Source organism: Streptomyces sp. MS06, assembly GCF_047200655.1.
Classification (GTDB): Bacteria; Actinomycetota; Actinomycetes; order Streptomycetales; family Streptomycetaceae; genus Streptomyces.
In genome coordinates, this window is the sequence record NZ_JBJZOJ010000005.1 from 98,270 (window position 1) to 115,144 (window position 16,875).

The window sequence follows — 16,875 nt, forward strand, 5'->3', positions numbered from 1 at the left end:
CTCCTCCCGTACGACCGTCGCCACAAGCCACCGGACCCCGTCCACCCCACGACCGACCCGGGGAGCGATCACGTCCGGCACCGCCGGCGAGCGCACCACGCGCGGGTGCGGCCCGCGCCCGTGGGCGCATCGCCCCGCCCCACGCTACGCACAGTCCACGACCGCCGACCGTCTGGAGTCCGCAACTCCCCCGAACGGGGATGTGCCGCGACGTCCCGCCCCTGGCGTGATCCGACAAGAGAAGTCCGCCGGAGCGTTCTAGGGTCGAGCCATGCATCAGGAACCAGACCTCACCGGCATCACCGTGGACACCTCGGCCCCCGCTCTGGTCACCGGCGCGACCGGATACGTCGCGGGGTGGCTGGTCAAGGGGCTCCTCGACGCGGGCGTCACGGTGCACGCGGCCGTACGCGACCCCCACAACACGGCGAAGATCCAGCACCTGCTGGACTTCGCGGAGAAGGCACCGGGCGACATCCGGTTCTTCGCCGCCGACCTGCTGGAGGACGGCTCCTACAGCGAGGCGATGGCCGGTTGCCGCGTCGTGTTCCACACCGCTTCCCCGTTCACGACGCAGGTGAACGACCCCCAGCGCGAGCTGGTGGACCCGGCCGTGCAGGGCACCCGCACCGTCCTGCGCAGCGCCGACGCCACCCCCTCGGTGGAACGCGTCGTGCTGACCTCGTCCTGCGCCGCGATCTACACCGACGCCGCCGACTGCGCCGCCGCTCCCGGGGGCCGGCTGACCGAGGAGGTGTGGAACACCACCGCCTCCCTGGACCACCAGCCGTACAGCTACTCGAAGCTGCTGGCCGAACGGGCCGCCTGGCAGATCGCCAACGCGCAGGACCGCTGGCGGCTGGTCGTCGTCAACCCCTCCCTGGTCGTCGGGCCCGCGGTCAACGCCCAGCCCACGTCGGAGAGCTTCTCCATCGTCCGCCAGTTCGGCGACGGCACGATGCGCCACGGCGCCCCGCGGGCCGGGCTCGGCGCGGTCGACGTCCGCGACCTGGCTCGCGCGCACATCGCCGCCGGGTACCTCCCGGACGTCCGGGGCCGCCACATCGTCTCCGGGCACGACACGGACGTCCTCGAACTGGCCCGGGTGCTGCTCCCGCGTTTCGGGGACCGCTTCCCGCTGCCGCGGCGCGCCCTGCCCAAGCCGCTCGTCTGGCTCGCCGCACCGACCGCCGGGCTCACCCGCACCTTCGTCAGCCGCAACGTCAACCACCCCTGGCACGCGGACAACGGCAAGAGCCGCCGCGAGCTGGGCATGGAGTACCGGCGGCTGCGGGAGTCGATGGAGGACATGTTCGAGCAGCTCGTCGAGCGGGGCTCGGTCAGCCCCGGCAAGTAGGACCGCATCCGTGACCGCGACCGTGTCCACCTATGCCCTCGCCCCGCAGTGGGGCCGCGGTCTCGCCGCGCTCGGTCTGGAACCGGCGGGCGTGCTGCGCCGGGCGGGGCTGCCCGCGGACCTCCTCGGGCGGCCCGGGGCGCGCGTCGGCGCCGAGGAGTTCTTCGCCCTCTGGGAGGCGGCCGACGCCCTGTACGCCGGTCCCGACCTGGCGGTAGCGGCGGCTTCGGCGGTGTCGGCCGACCACTTCGACATACCGGTCTTCGCGGGTCTGGCCGGCCGCGACCTGGTCCAGGCGGCACAGCGCATCGGCACGTACAAGCGGCTGATGTACCCGGTGACGCTGGACCTGCGTACGGACGCGGGCCTGCGGATCGCGCTGCGCCCGCGGGATCCCTTCACGCCGCCTCCGGTACTGGAGCGGTTCGAGCTGCTGTTCTGGGTCGCCTTCGCGCGGCTGGCGACCGGGGTGCGGGTGGGGCCGGCGAGGATCGCGGTGCCGGACCCGCCCGCGGACCAGAGTGCCGTCGCGGCGTTCCTGGACGGCACCGTCTTCACCCGGGGCCGCCGCGCCGAGGTGGTCTTCTCCCCTTACGACATGCACCGGCCGTTCGTGACGCACGCGGAGGCCGGTATGTGGGAGCAGCTCGAACCGGAGCTGCGCCGGCGCCTGCGCGACCTGGAGGCGTCCGCGACCTGGACGGAGCGCACCGGGACGGCCCTGCTGACCTGCCTGCCCGCGGGGCGGCGCACGCTGGCGGAGGTGGCGGCGGAGCTGGGGACCAGCCCGCGCACGCTGCAGCGCCGGCTGGGCGCCGAGCACACCTCGTTCCAGGACGTGCTGGCGCGGACCCGGGAGCGGATGTCCCGCGCCTACCTGCGGCGCTCCTCGCTGTCGTACACCGAGATCGCCTTTCTGATCGGGTACGGGGAGCTGACCTCCTTCCACCGCGCGCTCCGTCAGTGGACCGGCCAGACCCCGCGCGGGGTGCGCTCGGGGGCCGGGGCTTCGGTGTGAGGTCGCAGGCGCCGGACACCGGCGTGCGGGGCGGGTACGGGGCCGTGCGGGTGCGGCGCGTCGCCGTCAGCGGTCGGAGCTCACCTGCGCGGGAGTGCGGCCCGTCCAGGAGTGGAAGGCGCGGTAGAACGAGTTGGGGTCCTCGTATCCCAGCAGGTAGGCGATGTCGCGGACGGACATGGTCGAGTTCCTGAGGTAGTGGCGGGCCAGTGACTCCCGGGTTGCGCTGAAGGAACTCCCGGTAGGGGGCGGGGTTCGGCGGCGGCTCCGGGGTGGAGATACGCCGGGGCCGCACCTCGTGGCGGGTGGCGATGCGGGCGAGGACCACCCAGAAGGCCAGTTCGGTCACCGCGAGCACGGCGGGCGGCACCAGTCCCGGCGGCCACTCGTAGGCGACCTCCAGGCCCTCCGCGGTCTCCCGCACGCTCAGCACCATCGGACCGATCAGCTTCTTGTAGGTCCCCAGCCGGCGGGCCGCGGCACCGAGGTCGTGGCTGCACAGCGCGGCGAAGATGGCGGGATCGAACACTTCCGCGCGCAGCGAGCGGGCGATGGCGAGCGGAAGTTCCGGGTCGCCGGACTCCGCCTCCACGGCCAGCCAGAGGGCGAAGTAGGCGTCGGGCGGCAGGACGACGGACTCGCGGGTGAACAGGTCGGCCGGGAGCCCGGCCCGGCGCAGCACATGGCCGGCGTCGATGCCGAGGTCGGCCAGCAGTGCCCGCGCGGTCGGCTGGACCGTGAAGCCGTCGGTCGTCATGCGTGGGCCCCCGTTCTGCGCGCCGTGTCCGCGGCGCCGCGCGCCGGCCGGCTCGGGTTCCGGCGCGGCAGCGGTCGGACGACCGGGCCGTGGCGTCGCCCGGGCCCGGTCTCGCGTCGTTTCACGGTAGCGCGGATGATCAGCTTCCGGACTGGCGGAAGGCGCCGGTCTGCTCGCGAGGGGCGGCACATGTCGCGGGATCGCCCGCCCGCCTCGTCCGCGCCCCTGCCCGGACAGGGCGCCGGACGTACCGGGCCGCTCATCCCGACCAGCAGTCGAGTCGCAGCGCGGCCTTGCCGGCGGGGGCCATGGTCTGCCGGATCTCCACGTGTCCGCCGCTCGTGGCGTACGTGCCCAGATCGGCGGTCCGTCCGCGGTGTGCGCCCCAGTCGACGGTCAGGGACCGGCGGTAGCGGGCTCCGGAGGAGGGGGTGATCGTGATCGTGTAGGAGGCGGTCGCCGAGCCCGCCGAGGACGGGATGTCGAGGGCCGCGGCGCAGCGTGCCGAGTCGGGCGCCACGGACGTGGTGTAAGTGGTGGGGAGGACCATCAAGAGCCTGATCGTCTCGTTGACCGTCGCGGAACACCCCCGCGTCGGCGGGGAGGACGATCGAGTCGGTCTTGGCAGCCTCGATCTGAACGGAACACCCCCGCGTCGGCGGGGAGGACCCCGTCGACCGGGCTGCCATCCGAGCCCAGGCCGGAACACCCCCGCGTCGGCGGGGAGGACGTGCCCGTCGACGTCGACGACGCGCAGCTCACCGGAACACCCCCGCGTCGGCGGGGAGGACGCTACTCGGGCCACCACTGCTGGTGCAGTGCGCGGAACACCCCCGCGTCGGCGGGGAGGACGGACGTAGTGGCGGTGCCGGTCGGGCCGGTGCCGGAACACCCCCGCGTCGGCGGGGAGGACGGCGTCCACGTGGCCGTGACACCGTCCGTCGCCGGAACACCCCCGCGTCGGCGGGGAGGACTACTGCGAGTCGTCGGAGTCGGTCTCGTACGTCGGAACACCCCCGCGTCGGCGGGGAGGACGGTCACGGTGCGGGTGCGCCGGGGTACGACTACGGAACACCCCCGCGTCGGCGGGGAGGACGACATGGCGCCGGCCAGCTGCTCCAGGTTGGCCGGAACACCCCCGCGTCGGCGGGGAGGACGCCAGCATCCGGGCACCGGTGGGCCAGACCCGCGGAACACCCCCGCGTCGGCGGGGAGGACCCGCAAGGTCACTTTCCAGTGCGGTCAGTCGACGGAACACCCCCGCGTCGGCGGGGAGGACGAGGTCCACCCGGTGGCGGACACTGCGGTCAGCGGAACACCCCCGCGTCGGCGGGGAGGACACTTCCTGACCTGCGCTTTAGAAGTGGCTTGGCAATCTCTTTACCCTTGGTGGTCCTGTCATGCGGATGAGGATAGGGCCCCACGCGCGGCGGCGGATTGTTTCTGGTGCTCTGCGGACGTATGGCGCGTGGATCGGGATTGTGCTGCTGGGGAGGCGTTGTCGGTGGCGGGTGCTTGGATCCTTGGTGGTGGGTGTTCCGTTCGGCGGGGGAGGGGGAGTCATGGGGCTGTCGGTGTTGGACGAGTCGGCGTGGGGGAAGTCGCGGGGGCTGGACCCGGACTGTGCGCCGTATCCGTTGGTGCGGCATCTGCTGGACGCGGCGGCGATGGCTGCGTGCCTGTGGGATGTGTATCTGTCGGAGAATCAGCGGCGGGCTGTTGCCGCCGGCCTGGAATGCTCGCTTGAGCAGGCGCGCGGGGTGGTGGCGCTGTGTGCGGGGCTGCACGACATCGGCAAGATCTCGGGTTTCCAGTTCTGCTCGCGGCATGGAAGGGACTACCTCAGCGCAACGTTCCTCGCGGATGTGGGGAAGATCGGCGTCGAGCGGGTCGGTCACGATGTCGCGGGCATGCAGGCGACGTCCGCCGTTCTTGGCGTTCTCGGGTTCAGGGATGACGGTGAGGGATCTGCGGTGCGGCGGATCGCGGAGATCATCGGTGGGCATCACGGGCGTTTCCACCGCAATGACTACCGCCGTAACGCGCACTGGGCGGTACAGGAGCGGCTGGGTGGTCGGGCGTGGGCGCTGCAGCGGGAGCTGCACGCGCAGGCGGTGCATCGCCTGCTGGGGGAGCCGGGGGTTTCGGGTGCGTTCGGTGCGGGTGCGGCCGTGTTGGTGACGGGGGTGGTGATCCTGGCGGACTGGCTCGTGAGCCAGGTGGACTACGTCAGGGGCCGGCAGCAGGCGTTGACTCGCTCGCTGGAGGATCACTTCCGCCGCTCGGAGGCTGATGCGCCCGCTGTGCTGCGGGAGGCGGGCCTGGAGCCGGTGGAGCTGGCGTATCGGGGGTTTGCGGAGTCCTACGGGATCGACGGGTCTCCCAACCCGTTGCAGCGGTCGGTGATGGAGGAGCTCCCGGCTGCCGCGGAGGGCGGCAGGAAGGGCGGGATTCTGCTGGTGACGGCCGCGCCGGGTGACGGCAAGAGCGAGACGGCGCTGGAGGCTGTTCGGGTGCTGTCGCAGGTCTTCCCCACCCGCGGCTACGCCTTCCTGCTGCCGACCATGGCCACCAGTGACCAGATGTACGGGCGGGTGGCCGGCTCGCTTCGGCGGCGGGCAGCGCACGGGGCCGGGCTGACGTTGCTGCACAGCATGGCGTGGCTGAACACCGCGTACGCGGATGAGGAGCTCGGGGGCGGGGGCGGGGTTCTGGTCTGTGACGGGGACGAGGGGCCGGGTGCGGTGCGGTCGGAGGCTGATCTGCGTCCGCGGCGCTGGCTGCGGGGGATGAAGCGGGCGCTGCTGGCGCAGTTCGCGGTGGGCACGGTGGATCAGGCGTTGATGTCGGTGCTGCCGGTGCGGCACAACGCGCTGCGGCTGCTCGGTTTGACGGGCAAGGCGGTCATCGTCGACGAGGCGCACGCCTACGACCCCTACATGCAGGTGCTGCTGGGGCGGCTGCTGAACTGGCTGGGGATGTTCGGGGTGCCGGTGGTGCTGCTGTCGGCGACGCTCCCGGTGTCCGTGAGCGATCAGCTGATCAAGGAGTACCTGCGGGGCGCGGGGATGAAGCCTTCCGGGTTGAGGAAGCGGGAGTTTCCGGCGCCGTATCCGGGCTGGCTGTATGTGGACGCCGACGGCGGCGCGTGCACGCCGATGTCGGCGGTGCGCCAGCAGGAGCAGGCTGCGGTGCGGAGCATGGACCTGGGGGTTGAGGTCGCGCCGGTGGTGCACGGGGCGAAGGCGGGTGCACGGGGCCGGCTGGCCGTGATCGAGCGGCTGGTGGAGCCGGTGGCTGCGGGTGAGGGCGGCTGCGCTCTGGTGGTGTGCAACACGGTCGGCGAGGCCCAGCAGACGTATCTGCGTCTGCGGGAGCGCTTCACGTCGCTGACCGGCGAGGAGCTGCTGCTGGTGCACGCCCGCTTTCCCGGGGACGTGCGCGAGGAGCGGACGGCCGAGGTGACGAGCGGGATGGGCCGCAGCGGGCCTCGTCCCGCCCGGCGGATCGTCGTGGCGACGCAGGTGGTGGAGCAGTCCCTGGACCTGGATGCGGACCTCGTCATCAGTGACCTGGCTCCGCTGGCGCTGCTGCTGCAGCGGGCGGGCCGGTGCTGGCGGCACGAGAACTGGTGGGCAAGCCATGGTTACCCCGGTGGGCGGGCACGGCCCGGCTGGGCCGATGCCCCGCGGCTGGTGGTGCTGGACCCGCTGGCCGGCGGTGGGAAGGCGCCCGTGCAGTGGGGGGAGGTCTACGCCGAGCACCTGCTGATCGAGACATCCGAGGTGCTGGCCGGGCTGGACGGGGGGCAGATCTCGCTTCCGGGGGATGTGCAGCAGCTGGTGGAGCAGGTGCACGGGGATCGTGCCGACCGTTTCGACTGGGACAGCCCGGCGAGGTCGGCCGCCTGGAGTGCCTACCGGGGCGGCGAGATGGCGGCGCGCGGTATGGCGGACGTCGTGGTCGTGCCCCGGGCGCGCAGCCTGTGGGAGCTGCACGAGATGCATCACCTGGAGGGCGCCGAGGACGAGTGGGAGGCCGCGACCCGTCTGGGCGCCGACTCGGTGCGCCTGCTGTGCGTGCACCAGCAGCCGGACGGGCGGATGACACTGGACGTGGCCGGCCGGGAAGAGCTCCCCGCAACGCAGGCCGAACCGACAGCGTCGGATGTGCGGCGCGTGATGCGGCGGACGATCCCCGTCCGCGCCGACTGGTTCAACCGCGCTGAAGCGGACGCCCACCGGCCGCCCCCCTCCTGGGCGGAGCACCCCATGCTGGGCGATCTGCGCCTCCTGTGCCAGCCCGTCGTGGACGGGCTGGCACAGGCAGTGCGGGTGGGCGAGAAGACCCTGCGCCTTGATGTTGAGCTGGGGCTCGTCCGGGAGTGAGGTTGCTCAAACCCCCGCATCGGCGGGGAGTGTGCTTGACGTCAGAGCTGCCGGTGCCCATCCACTGAAACACCCCCACGTCGGTGGGGAGGGCGGGCAGGGCGGTTGCCCGAGCTCTGGGTCTCACTATCGCAGGGGAGCAGGGCTATGGATCACCGCCACCACGAGGATCAGGATCCAGGTGACCGACCGGGGCCACGTCACCTGCATCGCCAGCGTCGGCTGTTCGGACTTCCACATGTTGCCTCCATCTATCGACAGTTGGACGCGCACGCGGCCAAGGAGCCGCGAGACGATGGGAGGAGGCGACGGTACAGCTTCGTCAACGACCTTGCAAATTAGGTGATTTGATCGGCAAAGTTGCCGGTACCCTTCCACCTTGAAGACGAGACCCGGGTAGCCTCCCTCTGTCAGTGGCGGCTGGTTCAATCACCAGAACCGCCCTCGGTCGGGAGCGCCCCCGATGCGAGGGGACTGACGTGTCCGTGGTGACGTTGCGAGTAAGGGGGTTTGATGGGTGGGGGGTTCGACCTGCGAGATGAGCCGTGGGTGCCGGTCCGGATGGTTTCGGGAGAGTCGGTCCGGGTCGGTTTCCGTGAGTTGTTTACGCGGGCGCATGAGATCGAGGATCTCGAGTTGCCGGTCGCGCCGGCGGCGTCGGGGCTGATGCGGATACTCGCGGCGATGACGACGCGGATCGCGCACCATGCGGGTGTGCGGCTGGACGATGAGGACACCGCGGAGGAGATCGCTCAGTGGTACGCCCTGCGGCGGGGGGTCCTGGCCGCGGGCCGCTTCGATCCCGATCAGGTCGAGGCCTACTTCGGCGAGGAGGTCCCGGCAGGCCGGTTCGACCTGTTCGATGAGGAGCGGCCGTTTCTGCAGGATCCGCGGCTGGCCGAGGAGTGTGTCGACGGGCAGGGGCGGCCGAATTCGTCGGGTGTGAACAAGCTTGTGCTGGGGCGTCCGACCGGGGTGAACGGTGCGGTGCTGTTCGGGCACTTCACGGACGGCGATCCGGTGCCGGTGCGCGCGGCGGAAGCAGCCTGGCATCTGATCGCGCAGGTGTACTTCGGTCCGTCGGGGCAGTGCACGCCGCGTCGGATCACCCAGACGCGGGCGGGTAGTGGGGATGCGGGCCCGCTTCGGAAGTCGATCTCGTACTTTCCGTGGGCGCCCGACCTGTTCACCACGCTGGTCCTGGCGGTGCCCCGCCCCGGTGACCATGAGCCCGATGAGGCGGACGCCTGCCCGTGGGAGGAGGACCTGCCCGACCCTCTGGGCCCCTTGCCGGAGCTGTCGTGGCCGCGTCGGGTGCTGACGGGCCGGTCCCGCCACGCCGTCTTGCTGGTGCCCTCCACGGATCGCACGGAAGTGACCGATGCCTACATCACGTGGTCCACGCATGAGAGCGCGCCTCAGGCGCGGGATCCGTTCGTCGTGCTGGATCGGCGCCGGGACGGCGGCCTGCAGCCGCGGGAGGCGGATGCCTCGCGGGCGCTGTGGCGGGATGTGGATGCGCTGCTGCTGATGGACAGCGATCAGGACGCTCTGCGTCCGCGTGCCCTCGACGGTCTTCCGGACGGTCTGCGGGGCCGGCTGCGGGTGCGGGCCTACGGCTTCGAACAGGACGGGCAGCAGAAGGACAGCGGCTGGTTCGAGGCGAGCACTCCGGCGGTGCTGCAGTGGCAGCAGGAGGCAGATCCGGAGATGGCGGAGCATGTGGGGCGTTGTCGCCGGGCCGCGGAGGATGCCGGTGAGCGGCTGGAGTTCGCGGCGAAGGTCGCCTGGAAACTGGCCACCGATGTCCACGCGGATGCTTCCGGCAAGGTGAAGATCGACCAGCGCAAGCCGGGCCCGTGGGCTGCCGCGGCCGGCGCGCGCTACTGGCCCGCGGCCGAGCGGGAATTCTGGCAGCTCATCCATGCGGGCGATACGAGCCGGTGGCCGCAGCCGCCGTTCGTCAACGCTGCCCTTCACGCGCTCGACGCTGCGATCGGCACGGCGAACCGGGCGGACATCCGAGTCGCCCGCGCCCGCAGCCGCTCCCGGGCAATCCTGCGCGGCCTGCTGCAGGCCCCTACCACTGCCTGACCCACCATCCTGTCCCCTCCCCTTCTTTTCCTCCATCGCCGCTTCTCCAGGGATACGCCTATGTCTGATCCGGTATCGGCGGCCGGTGCGCCGCCGAAGAACGGCTCCGAGCGCGCCTCGGACGCCTTCGTCACCTACGTCCTCGATCTGTGCAAGGTCAAGAAGACGCAGTCGGAACTGCGCACCGGACTCGGCCTGCCGGTCGAGCGCTGCAACTACCTGCACCGCTATCTCGTGCCGCGGCTGCCGGAGCGGATGCACCCCGACGCCCGCCGCGCCCACTACGCGGTGGCCGCGCTGATCGCCGCCCGCCCGCGTGCCGCCCGCGAAGCCGACACCCACACCGGCGCCGACGGGCAGCCGAGGCCGCAGTGGTACCAGCGCGCCAACCTCGGCGCCTCACTCGCCGAGGCGGTCAATGCACAGATCATCAAACCGAACTCCGCCGAAGGCGACCTGCACCTGATGGCCCGGCAGAGCAGCGAGGCCATCCACCCCCGGCTGCCGGCGCTGACCGGGCACCTGCTCCCCGCAGGCGTGCGCGTGGACTGGGCGGTGCTGCTGGAGGACCTCACCTGGTGGAACCGGGAGCGCGACCGGATCGCCACCCGCTGGCTGGAGGCCTACTTCCGCACCACCGCACTCGACACCGAGCAGGACCCCGCCGCCAGCCCTTCCCGTCCGAGCGAGGAGAACTAAGTGTCCCTGTATCTCGACCTCTCAAGCCTGCAGTCGGTGCCCGCCGCCAACCTCAACCGCGACGACCTCGGCTCGCCCAAGCAGGTCCACTACGGGGGCGCCACGCGCATCCGCGTCTCCAGCCAGTCCTGGAAACGCGTCATCCGCCAGGGCGTCGAGCGGGACCTCGGCGAGCGGGCCGCCCGCACCCGCATGGTCCCGGTCAAGGTCCGCCAGGCCCTGGAGCGGGCCGGCTGGCCCGAGGAACTGGCGGCGTTCGCCGGGGCGCAGGTCGCCGCGAGTGCCGGCAAGAAGGGCATCGGCACGGAGAAGGCCGGCCACACCTCGGTGCTGCTGTTCCTGCCCGAGGCCGCCATCGACGAGCTTGCCGCCGTGTGCGAGGAACACCGCAGCGACCTGGAGAAGGCTCAGGGCAAGAAGAACCCGGGCCAGCTCCTGCCACCGGCCCGCATCGAGGAGATCCTCAAGCGGCGCACCGCCTCGATCAGCCTGCTGGGCCGCATGCTCGCCGAGCTGCCCGACGCGAACGTCGACGGCGCAGCCCAGGTCGCGCACGCCTTCACCACCCACGCCAGCGAGCCGCAGCGCGACTACTTCACCGCCGTCGACGACTGGCTGGGCGAAGCCGAGACCGGCAGCGGCCACCTGGACACCGCCGAGTTCAGCTCCGGCGTCTTCTACCGCTACGCCACCGTCAACATCGCCGACCTGCTCACCAACCTCGAGGGCGACCAGGAAGCGGCCCGCACGCTGCTGGCCTCCTTCGCCGAGCACTTCCTTGTGTCGCTGCCCCAAGCGAAGAAGAACAGCACCGCCCCGCACACCCTGCCCGACCTGGCCTACCTGGCCGTGCGCGAGCACCGGCCCCTGTCCCTCGCCGCCGCGTTCGAGGCACCGGTCACCGCCGACACCACCGGCGGGTACGCCCAACCCTCCCGGCAGGCCCTCGCCACGTACGCGGTGAACATCAACCGGCTCACCGGCGAGCGCCACCGCCCCTTCCACGGCCACGCCACCATCGCCCCCGCCGAGCAACTCACCGGACTCGGCACCGCCCACGACTCCTTCGACCAGCTGATCCAGGCCGCCGTGGAAGCAGCCCTGCCCCACACCGGAGAACAGCAGTGAGCGGTCTGCTGCTGCGCCTGGCCGGCCCGCTGCAGTCCTGGGGTGAGCGCTCCGCGTTCACCCCCGTGCGCGACAGCGCGTCCTTTCCCACCCGCTCCGCGCTGACCGGGATCCTCGCCGCGGCCGAAGGCCTCGGCCGCAGCGCCGGCGGCCTCGACGTCTACGACCGCCTCGACTTCACCGTGCGCGTGGACCGGTCCGGCACACGACTGATCGACTACCACACCGTCGGCGGCGGCTTCCCCAAAGCACAGACCGCTGCCACCAGCGGCGGCAGCAACAAAGGCGCCGCCGTCATCACCCGCCGCCAGTACCTGAGCGACGCAGTGTTCACCATCGCAGTCACCGGCCCCACCACCGACACCGAGCGCATCGCCCACGCCCTGCACCACCCGCAGTGGGCGCCCTACCTCGGACGCCGCTCCTGCCCCCCGGACGAGCCGTTCCTGTTGCGCACCCACGTCACCGACCCCGTGGGCGAGCTGCGCCACCGTGTGCCACTCAGCCGCGAACCCGCACCCGCCGCGCCCGATACCGTCCCGGTCACCTTCCTGTACGAGCAGGCGCCCGCCGACGTCCCGGACAACGAGGTCGACGTCCTGGCCGCCAACGACCACCCGGTCAGCTTCGCCCAGCACCAGCGCAGCCACCGCACCCGGCGCATCTACCGGGTCGAGCACCGCCTCGCGCACTCCCTGGCCTGCCCCCGCCGGCAGCTGATGGACCGGCTGATCGCCTACTGCCTGGAGGAGAACGCCGCATGAGCCCCACCGGCGTGATCGCCCGGATCCGCCTCAACCCCTACAGCCGAGCCGTGCAGCGCGACCTGCGCGACGCCACCCACATGCACCGCACCGTCATGCGGCTCGCCCCCGACGACCTCGGAGACGCCCCCCGCCGCACGGCAGGCCTGCTCTACCGCGTCGACGAAACCACCACCGCCAGCACCCTGCTCATCCAAGGCAACACCATCGATCCCGGCCGGCTGCCCGCCGACTACGGACACGCCGACGTCAAGGACCTGGCCCCCATGTTCGCCGCCCTCCGCGAAGGCCTGGCAGTCAACTACCGAATCGTCCTCAACCCCGTCAAACGAGAACGCCTACCGCTTCAGCAAAAGGGCCGGCGGGGCCGCATCATCCCGCTGGCCGGGCCGGAAGCCGACCACTGGTGGAGACAACGCGCCGCCGACGCCGGACTCCAGCTCCACGTCCTCACCCCCACCAACCTCGCCCCGGCCAGAGCGCGCGGCGCCGACGCCCCGTCCATGCGGCACAGCCTGGTCCGCTACGACGGAACCGCCACCATCACCGACCCCCAGGCCCTCACCCAAGCCGTCCTCACCGGCATCGGCCGCGGCAAGGCCTACGGCGCCGGCCTCCTCAGCCTCGCCCCGTCCCGAACCTCATGAGCGCACCGAGAAGGGGCGGCGACGCACGCAAACGCCTCGCCGCCCCCACCCTCGCCATGCTGCCCCGCGTCGCGGACTCCCTGTCCTTCCTCTACATGGACATGGTCCGCATCGTGCAGGACGACACCGGCGTGTGCGCCCAGATCCCCACCGAGGACCGCCGCACCGACACCGTCTACATCCCCACCGCCGCCCTGTCCTGCCTCCTGCTCGGCCCCGGCGTCTCCATCACCACACCAGCCCTGGCCACCCTCGCCCGCCACGGCACCAGCGTCGTCTGCACCGGCGCCGGCATCGTCCGCACCTACGCCGCAATCCTGCCCGACTCCCTCACCACCCACTGGCTCGAACAACAAGTCGCCGCCTGGACCGACCCCGAACGCCGCCTCCACACCGCCACCCGCATGTACGGCATGCGATTCAACGACGAAGTACCCGACGGCACGACCCTCGCGCAACTGCGCGGCCTCGAAGGCCAGCGGATGAAAGCCCTCTACCGACTCCTCGCCCAACAACACGGCATCGGCCGCTTCCGCCGCAACTACCACCCCGACCAGTGGCACACCCAGGACCCCGTCAACCTCGCCCTCTCAGCCGCCAACACCTGCCTCTACGGCACCGTCCACGCAGCCCTGCTCGCCCTGGGCTGCAGCCCCGCACTCGGCTTCGTCCACGCCGGCACCCAGCACGCCTTCGTCTACGACATCGCCGACCTCTACAAAGCCGAAACGACCCTCCCCGCCGCCTTCGCCCTCCACCAATCCCCCAACCCCGAACAAGAAGCACGCCGCCGCTTCCGCGAAGAACTCCGCCTCCTGCGCCTCCTGCCCCGCATCGTCAACGACATCCAGACCCTGCTCACCCCCGGCGCCGAACCCGAAGACCGCTCCGAACGACGCGACGTCGACATGGTCCACCTCTGGGACCCCCAAGACGGTGCCCTGCCCGCAGGCGTCAACTACGCCGAAGGCGGCAACTGATGCCCTCCATGGTCGTCATCGCCACCACCGCCGTCCCCGACCACCTACGCGGCGCCCTCACCCGCTGGACCAGCGAAGTACTGCCCGGCATCTTCGTCGGCAGCGTCTCCGCCCGCGTCCGCGACGAACTCTGGTCCGCCGTCACCGAAACCGTCACCGACGGCGCCGCCCTCCTCATCCACCCCGCCCCCACCGAACAGGGCTACGCCCTCCGCACCGCCGGCACCCGCCGCCGCATCCCCGTCGACTTCGAAGGCCTTACCCTGATCCGCATGGCAGGACCACCAAAGGCAAAGAAACTGCAAAGCGAGTTCTAAGCTGCAGGTCAGGAAGTGTCCTCCCCGCCGACGCGGGGGTGTTCCGCCCCAGCCGGAGACCGGTCTGGGGCTGCGTGGGTCCTCCCCGCCGACGCGGGGGTGTTCCGATCACGTACTTCGGGGTGGAGGTGTGGGAGATGTCCTCCCCGCCGACGCGGGGGTGTTCCGCCGTCTGCCTTGTCCAGCTCCAGCTGGGCTTCGTCCTCCCCGCCGACGCGGGGGTGTTCCGCACACGCTGCGTACCGCATTTCAATTCCTGGTGTCCTCCCCGCCGACGCGGGGGTGTTCCGGCCGGTCATGAGTAGGGCGCCGGTGAACGGCAGTCCTCCCCGCCGACGCGGGGGTGTTCCGCGGCGGCCGGTGGTTGCGGGTGACGTCCCGATGTCCTCCCCGCCGACGCGGGGGTGTTCCGCAGCAGCCACAGACCACCATCGAACCGGCGGGGTCCTCCCCGCCGACGCGGGGGTGTTCCGACGAGATCAAGACGTGGCTTGCCCGCGTGGCTGTCCTCCCCGCCGACGCGGGGGTGTTCCGTCCTTGATGCCGGGCAGCCACGCCCACGTGGAGTCCTCCCCGCCGACGCGGGGGTGTTCCGAGGAACGCTACGAGCTGCTCACGACGCAGGCCGTCCTCCCCGCCGACGCGGGGGTGTTCCGACGCTGCACGAACGCGCGCACGTCCTCGTCAGGTCCTCCCCGCCGACGCGGGGGTGTTCCGATGCTCGGGTAGCTCACGGTGGGTCTCCTCGGGTCCTCCCCGCCGACGCGGGTGTGTTCCGGATCGCGCGGATGCCCTGAAGGCCGAGGAGCGGTCCTCCCCGCCGACGCGGGGGTGTTCCGCGTGGAGGCGGCCGTGGCTGAAGCACCAGGCGGTCCTCCCCGCCGACGCGGGGGTGTTCCGCGCACCACCGCGGCCGCGATGATGTCCGACTTGTCCTCCCCGCCGACGCGGGGGTGTTCCGGTGCGCCGGTTGAACGCGACGCTGAACTTCACGTCCTCCCCGCCGACGCGGGGGTGTTCCGACGGAGCCGTACGCAGCTACTACCGGGCGTCCGTCCTCCCCGCCGACGCGGGGGTGTTCCGGAGTGGTCGGACTGGAAGAGCGACCCGCGCGGGTCCTCCCCGCCGACGCGGGGGTGTTCCGGTGTCGATCAGCTGGTCGGCGACGCGGGCGACGTCCTCCCTGCCGACGCGGGGGTGTTTCAGAGGCTGGGGCCGGCGAGCACGCATCGGGCCAGTCCTCCCCGCCGACGCGGGGGTGTTCCGGGTGCCGAGGTGCCCCAGGGCGGGCGTGGCTGGTCCTCAGCCAACACGGGGGATGCTCCGAACGGTCACGCTTCCACGCTGAGAAGCTGCCGTTACTCGAGTGTCAACCGGTCGTCCGATTTCGTCATCAGCAGCGCAGACCTTTCTGGAGAATCGCTAGGGTTCCAGCATGCCGCCTGTGTCTCTCATCGTCCTCGGCGCCGGTGACCGTGGCGCCAAGCATGCCAAGTGGGCTCTGGCGCACCCCGACCGCGCGCGCGTTGTTGGTGTCGCCGAGCCGCGTGAGGTGCACCGGACGCGGTTTGTACATGATCACGCTCTTCCGCCGGAGCGGAGCACTTCGGACTGGAGAGACCTCGCCGCCCTCGGCAAGATCGCTGATGCCGTGCTGATCTGCACACCGGACCGCCTGCATGTGGAGCCGGCCGTGGCCTTCGCGACCCTCGGATACCACATCATGGTCGAGAAGCCGATGGCTTTGGACGAGGCCTCCTGCAGAGAGATTGTCACAGCAGTAGAGCGCTCCGGCGTCATGCTCTCCGTAGGGCACGTTCTGCGCTACACCCCGTACACCAGCGCCCTCAAGCAGATCGTTGACTCAGGACGGCTCGGTAGCATCGTCAGCATCCAGCACCTGGAACCGGTGGGCTTCTGGCACCAGGCTCATTCCTTCGTCCGCGGCAATTGGCGACGCAGCGACGAGGCGACGTCCATGCTGATGGCCAAGTCCTGCCATGACTTGGACTGGCTGCAATACGTCCTCGGCGAGCCACCAGCCCGCGTTTCAAGTTTCGGCAGGCTGTCCCACTTCTCTCCCGCGAACCGGCCTGTGGGCGCGGCCGACCGTTGCTTGGACTGCTCCGTCACGGCCGAGTGCCCCTACTCGGCCCCTCGCTTCTACGGTGAGCTGCTGGAGCGGAAGGAGCATCGTTGGCCGCTCAGCGTCGTCGTCGACGACTTCACGCCCGACGCGTTGAAGGAGGCCCTCCGAGTGGGTCCGTACGGGCGGTGTGTGTACGGCTGCGACAACGACGTCGTTGACCACCAGGTCGTCGCCATGGAATACCCCGGAGGAGCCACCGCCACCTTTACGATGACCGCGTTCACTGAGGCGGTAGGCAACCGCAGCACCCGCATCTTTGGCACACACGGCGAACTCGTCGGCGACGGTCAAACTATCCGCGTCTATGACTTCCTGACCCGCACTGAGGAATCGATAGCCGTGACGGGTGACGGCGCGATGAACGCTTCGGGCGGCCACGGCGGTGGTGATGCAGGGCTCATGGGTGCCTTCATCGAAGCGGTGGCCACCAAAGATCCCACCCGAATCAAGTCAGGCCCGCGGGACTCTCTGCTCAGCCACCTCTCCGTTCTCGCGGCGGAGCGAGCTCGACGCAACGGCTCCGTGGAGACCGTGCGAGACCCCTTGTAGCGAGCGAGCCCGGGGTGGGCGCCCTGCC

At 71.1% G+C, this 16,875-nt stretch carries 13 protein-coding genes, 1 pseudogene and 2 CRISPR repeat arrays; of the genes and pseudogenes, 11 read left to right on the forward strand and 3 right to left on the reverse strand.

Translation table 11 applies throughout. From position 1 onward, the window contains the following. Window positions 1–271: 271 nt before the first annotated feature. Both ACL02U_RS04240 and ACL02U_RS04245 read left to right on the forward strand, forming a co-directional pair. Window positions 272–1,357, forward strand: coding sequence for an NAD-dependent epimerase/dehydratase family protein (locus ACL02U_RS04240; protein ID WP_412789249.1), 1,086 nt, complete (start codon window positions 272–274; stop codon window positions 1,355–1,357). 10 nt (window positions 1,358–1,367) lie between these two features. After that, a complete protein-coding gene (locus tag ACL02U_RS04245) occupies window positions 1,368–2,375 on the forward strand; it encodes an AraC family transcriptional regulator ligand-binding domain-containing protein (RefSeq protein ID WP_412789250.1) in 1,008 nt (335 codons plus the stop codon). Window positions 2,376–2,441: 66 nt separating this feature from the next. On the opposite strand, the gene ACL02U_RS04250 is transcribed toward ACL02U_RS04245, so the two are convergent. The 3 genes and pseudogenes from ACL02U_RS04250 to ACL02U_RS04260 form a co-directional block, all read right to left on the reverse strand. Further along, window positions 2,442–2,585: a helix-turn-helix domain-containing protein gene (locus ACL02U_RS04250; RefSeq protein ID WP_412789288.1), complete on the reverse strand. Its 144-nt coding sequence runs from the start codon at window positions 2,583–2,585 to the stop codon at window positions 2,442–2,444. A 22-nt stretch (window positions 2,586–2,607) separates the two neighbouring features. Next, a pseudogene (locus ACL02U_RS04255) lies at window positions 2,608–3,132 on the reverse strand (AraC family transcriptional regulator ligand-binding domain-containing protein); the annotation flags it as partial. Window positions 3,133–3,391: 259 nt separating this feature from the next. After that, window positions 3,392–3,685, reverse strand: coding sequence for a hypothetical protein (locus tag ACL02U_RS04260; RefSeq protein ID WP_412789251.1), 294 nt, complete (start codon window positions 3,683–3,685; stop codon window positions 3,392–3,394). A 26-nt stretch (window positions 3,686–3,711) separates the two neighbouring features. Then, window positions 3,712–4,472: direct repeats of the CRISPR family, unit length 29 nt; unit sequence CGGAACACCCCCGCGTCGGCGGGGAGGAC. Window positions 4,473–4,694: 222 nt separating this feature from the next. On the opposite strand from ACL02U_RS04260, the gene cas3 reads away from it, so the two are divergent. From cas3 to ACL02U_RS04305, 9 genes are all read left to right on the forward strand, one after another. Further along, window positions 4,695–7,520 (forward strand): CRISPR-associated helicase Cas3', encoded by a 2,826-nt coding sequence (gene cas3, locus ACL02U_RS04265; protein WP_412789252.1) that lies wholly within the window; start codon window positions 4,695–4,697, stop codon window positions 7,518–7,520. A 513-nt stretch (window positions 7,521–8,033) separates the two neighbouring features. Next, complete coding sequence (gene casA, locus ACL02U_RS04270; RefSeq protein WP_412789253.1) at window positions 8,034–9,614, forward strand: type I-E CRISPR-associated protein Cse1/CasA; 1,581 nt, start codon at window positions 8,034–8,036, stop codon at window positions 9,612–9,614. 60 nt (window positions 9,615–9,674) lie between these two features. After that, window positions 9,675–10,313: a type I-E CRISPR-associated protein Cse2/CasB gene (casB, locus tag ACL02U_RS04275; protein ID WP_412789254.1), complete on the forward strand. Its 639-nt coding sequence runs from the start codon at window positions 9,675–9,677 to the stop codon at window positions 10,311–10,313. After that, the gene (gene cas7e / locus ACL02U_RS04280; protein ID WP_412789255.1) at window positions 10,314–11,441 is read left to right on the forward strand and encodes a type I-E CRISPR-associated protein Cas7/Cse4/CasC; all 1,128 of its coding nucleotides are present in this window, start codon (window positions 10,314–10,316) and stop codon (window positions 11,439–11,441) included. It abuts the gene before it with no gap. Continuing rightward, window positions 11,438–12,205, forward strand: a complete 768-nt coding sequence (gene cas5e / locus ACL02U_RS04285) for a type I-E CRISPR-associated protein Cas5/CasD (protein ID WP_412789256.1) — start codon at window positions 11,438–11,440, stop codon at window positions 12,203–12,205. Before cas7e ends, cas5e begins: the two co-directional genes overlap by 4 nt. Further along, on the forward strand, window positions 12,202–12,852 hold the full coding sequence (gene cas6e / locus ACL02U_RS04290) for a type I-E CRISPR-associated protein Cas6/Cse3/CasE (protein ID WP_412789257.1): 651 nt from the start codon (window positions 12,202–12,204) through the stop codon (window positions 12,850–12,852). Before cas5e ends, cas6e begins: the two co-directional genes overlap by 4 nt. 56 nt (window positions 12,853–12,908) lie before the next feature. Continuing rightward, complete coding sequence (cas1e, locus tag ACL02U_RS04295; protein WP_412789289.1) at window positions 12,909–13,832, forward strand: type I-E CRISPR-associated endonuclease Cas1e; 924 nt, start codon at window positions 12,909–12,911, stop codon at window positions 13,830–13,832. Continuing rightward, the gene (gene cas2e, locus ACL02U_RS04300) at window positions 13,832–14,149 is read left to right on the forward strand and encodes a type I-E CRISPR-associated endoribonuclease Cas2e (RefSeq protein ID WP_412789258.1); all 318 of its coding nucleotides are present in this window, start codon (window positions 13,832–13,834) and stop codon (window positions 14,147–14,149) included. Before cas1e ends, cas2e begins: the two co-directional genes overlap by 1 nt. Before the next feature lie 17 nt (window positions 14,150–14,166). Further along, a CRISPR array of direct repeats spans window positions 14,167–15,415; the repeat unit is 29 nt; unit sequence GTCCTCCCCGCCGACGCGGGGGTGTTCCG. 169 nt (window positions 15,416–15,584) lie between these two features. Next, window positions 15,585–16,847 carry a Gfo/Idh/MocA family protein gene (locus ACL02U_RS04305; RefSeq protein WP_412789259.1) on the forward strand — a complete coding sequence of 421 codons (1,263 nt, stop codon included), beginning with the start codon at window positions 15,585–15,587 and terminating at the stop codon, window positions 16,845–16,847. Window positions 16,848–16,875: the final 28 nt, after the last annotated feature.

Bases quoted from the DNA above. Each gene is read 5' to 3' on its own strand.
- ACL02U_RS04240 (WP_412789249.1), top strand. From the start codon at position 272: ATGCATCAGGAACCAGACCTCACCGGCATCACCGTGGACACCTCGGCC.
- cas3 (WP_412789252.1), top strand. From the start codon at position 4,695: ATGGGGCTGTCGGTGTTGGACGAGTCGGCGTGGGGGAAGTCGCGGGGG.
- casA (WP_412789253.1), top strand. From the start codon at position 8,034: ATGGGTGGGGGGTTCGACCTGCGAGATGAGCCGTGGGTGCCGGTCCGG.
- casB (WP_412789254.1), top strand. From the start codon at position 9,675: ATGTCTGATCCGGTATCGGCGGCCGGTGCGCCGCCGAAGAACGGCTCC.
- cas6e (WP_412789257.1), top strand. From the start codon at position 12,202: ATGAGCCCCACCGGCGTGATCGCCCGGATCCGCCTCAACCCCTACAGC.
- cas1e (WP_412789289.1), top strand. From the start codon at position 12,909: ATGCTGCCCCGCGTCGCGGACTCCCTGTCCTTCCTCTACATGGACATG.
- cas2e (WP_412789258.1), top strand. From the start codon at position 13,832: ATGCCCTCCATGGTCGTCATCGCCACCACCGCCGTCCCCGACCACCTA.
- ACL02U_RS04305 (WP_412789259.1), top strand. From the start codon at position 15,585: ATGCCGCCTGTGTCTCTCATCGTCCTCGGCGCCGGTGACCGTGGCGCC.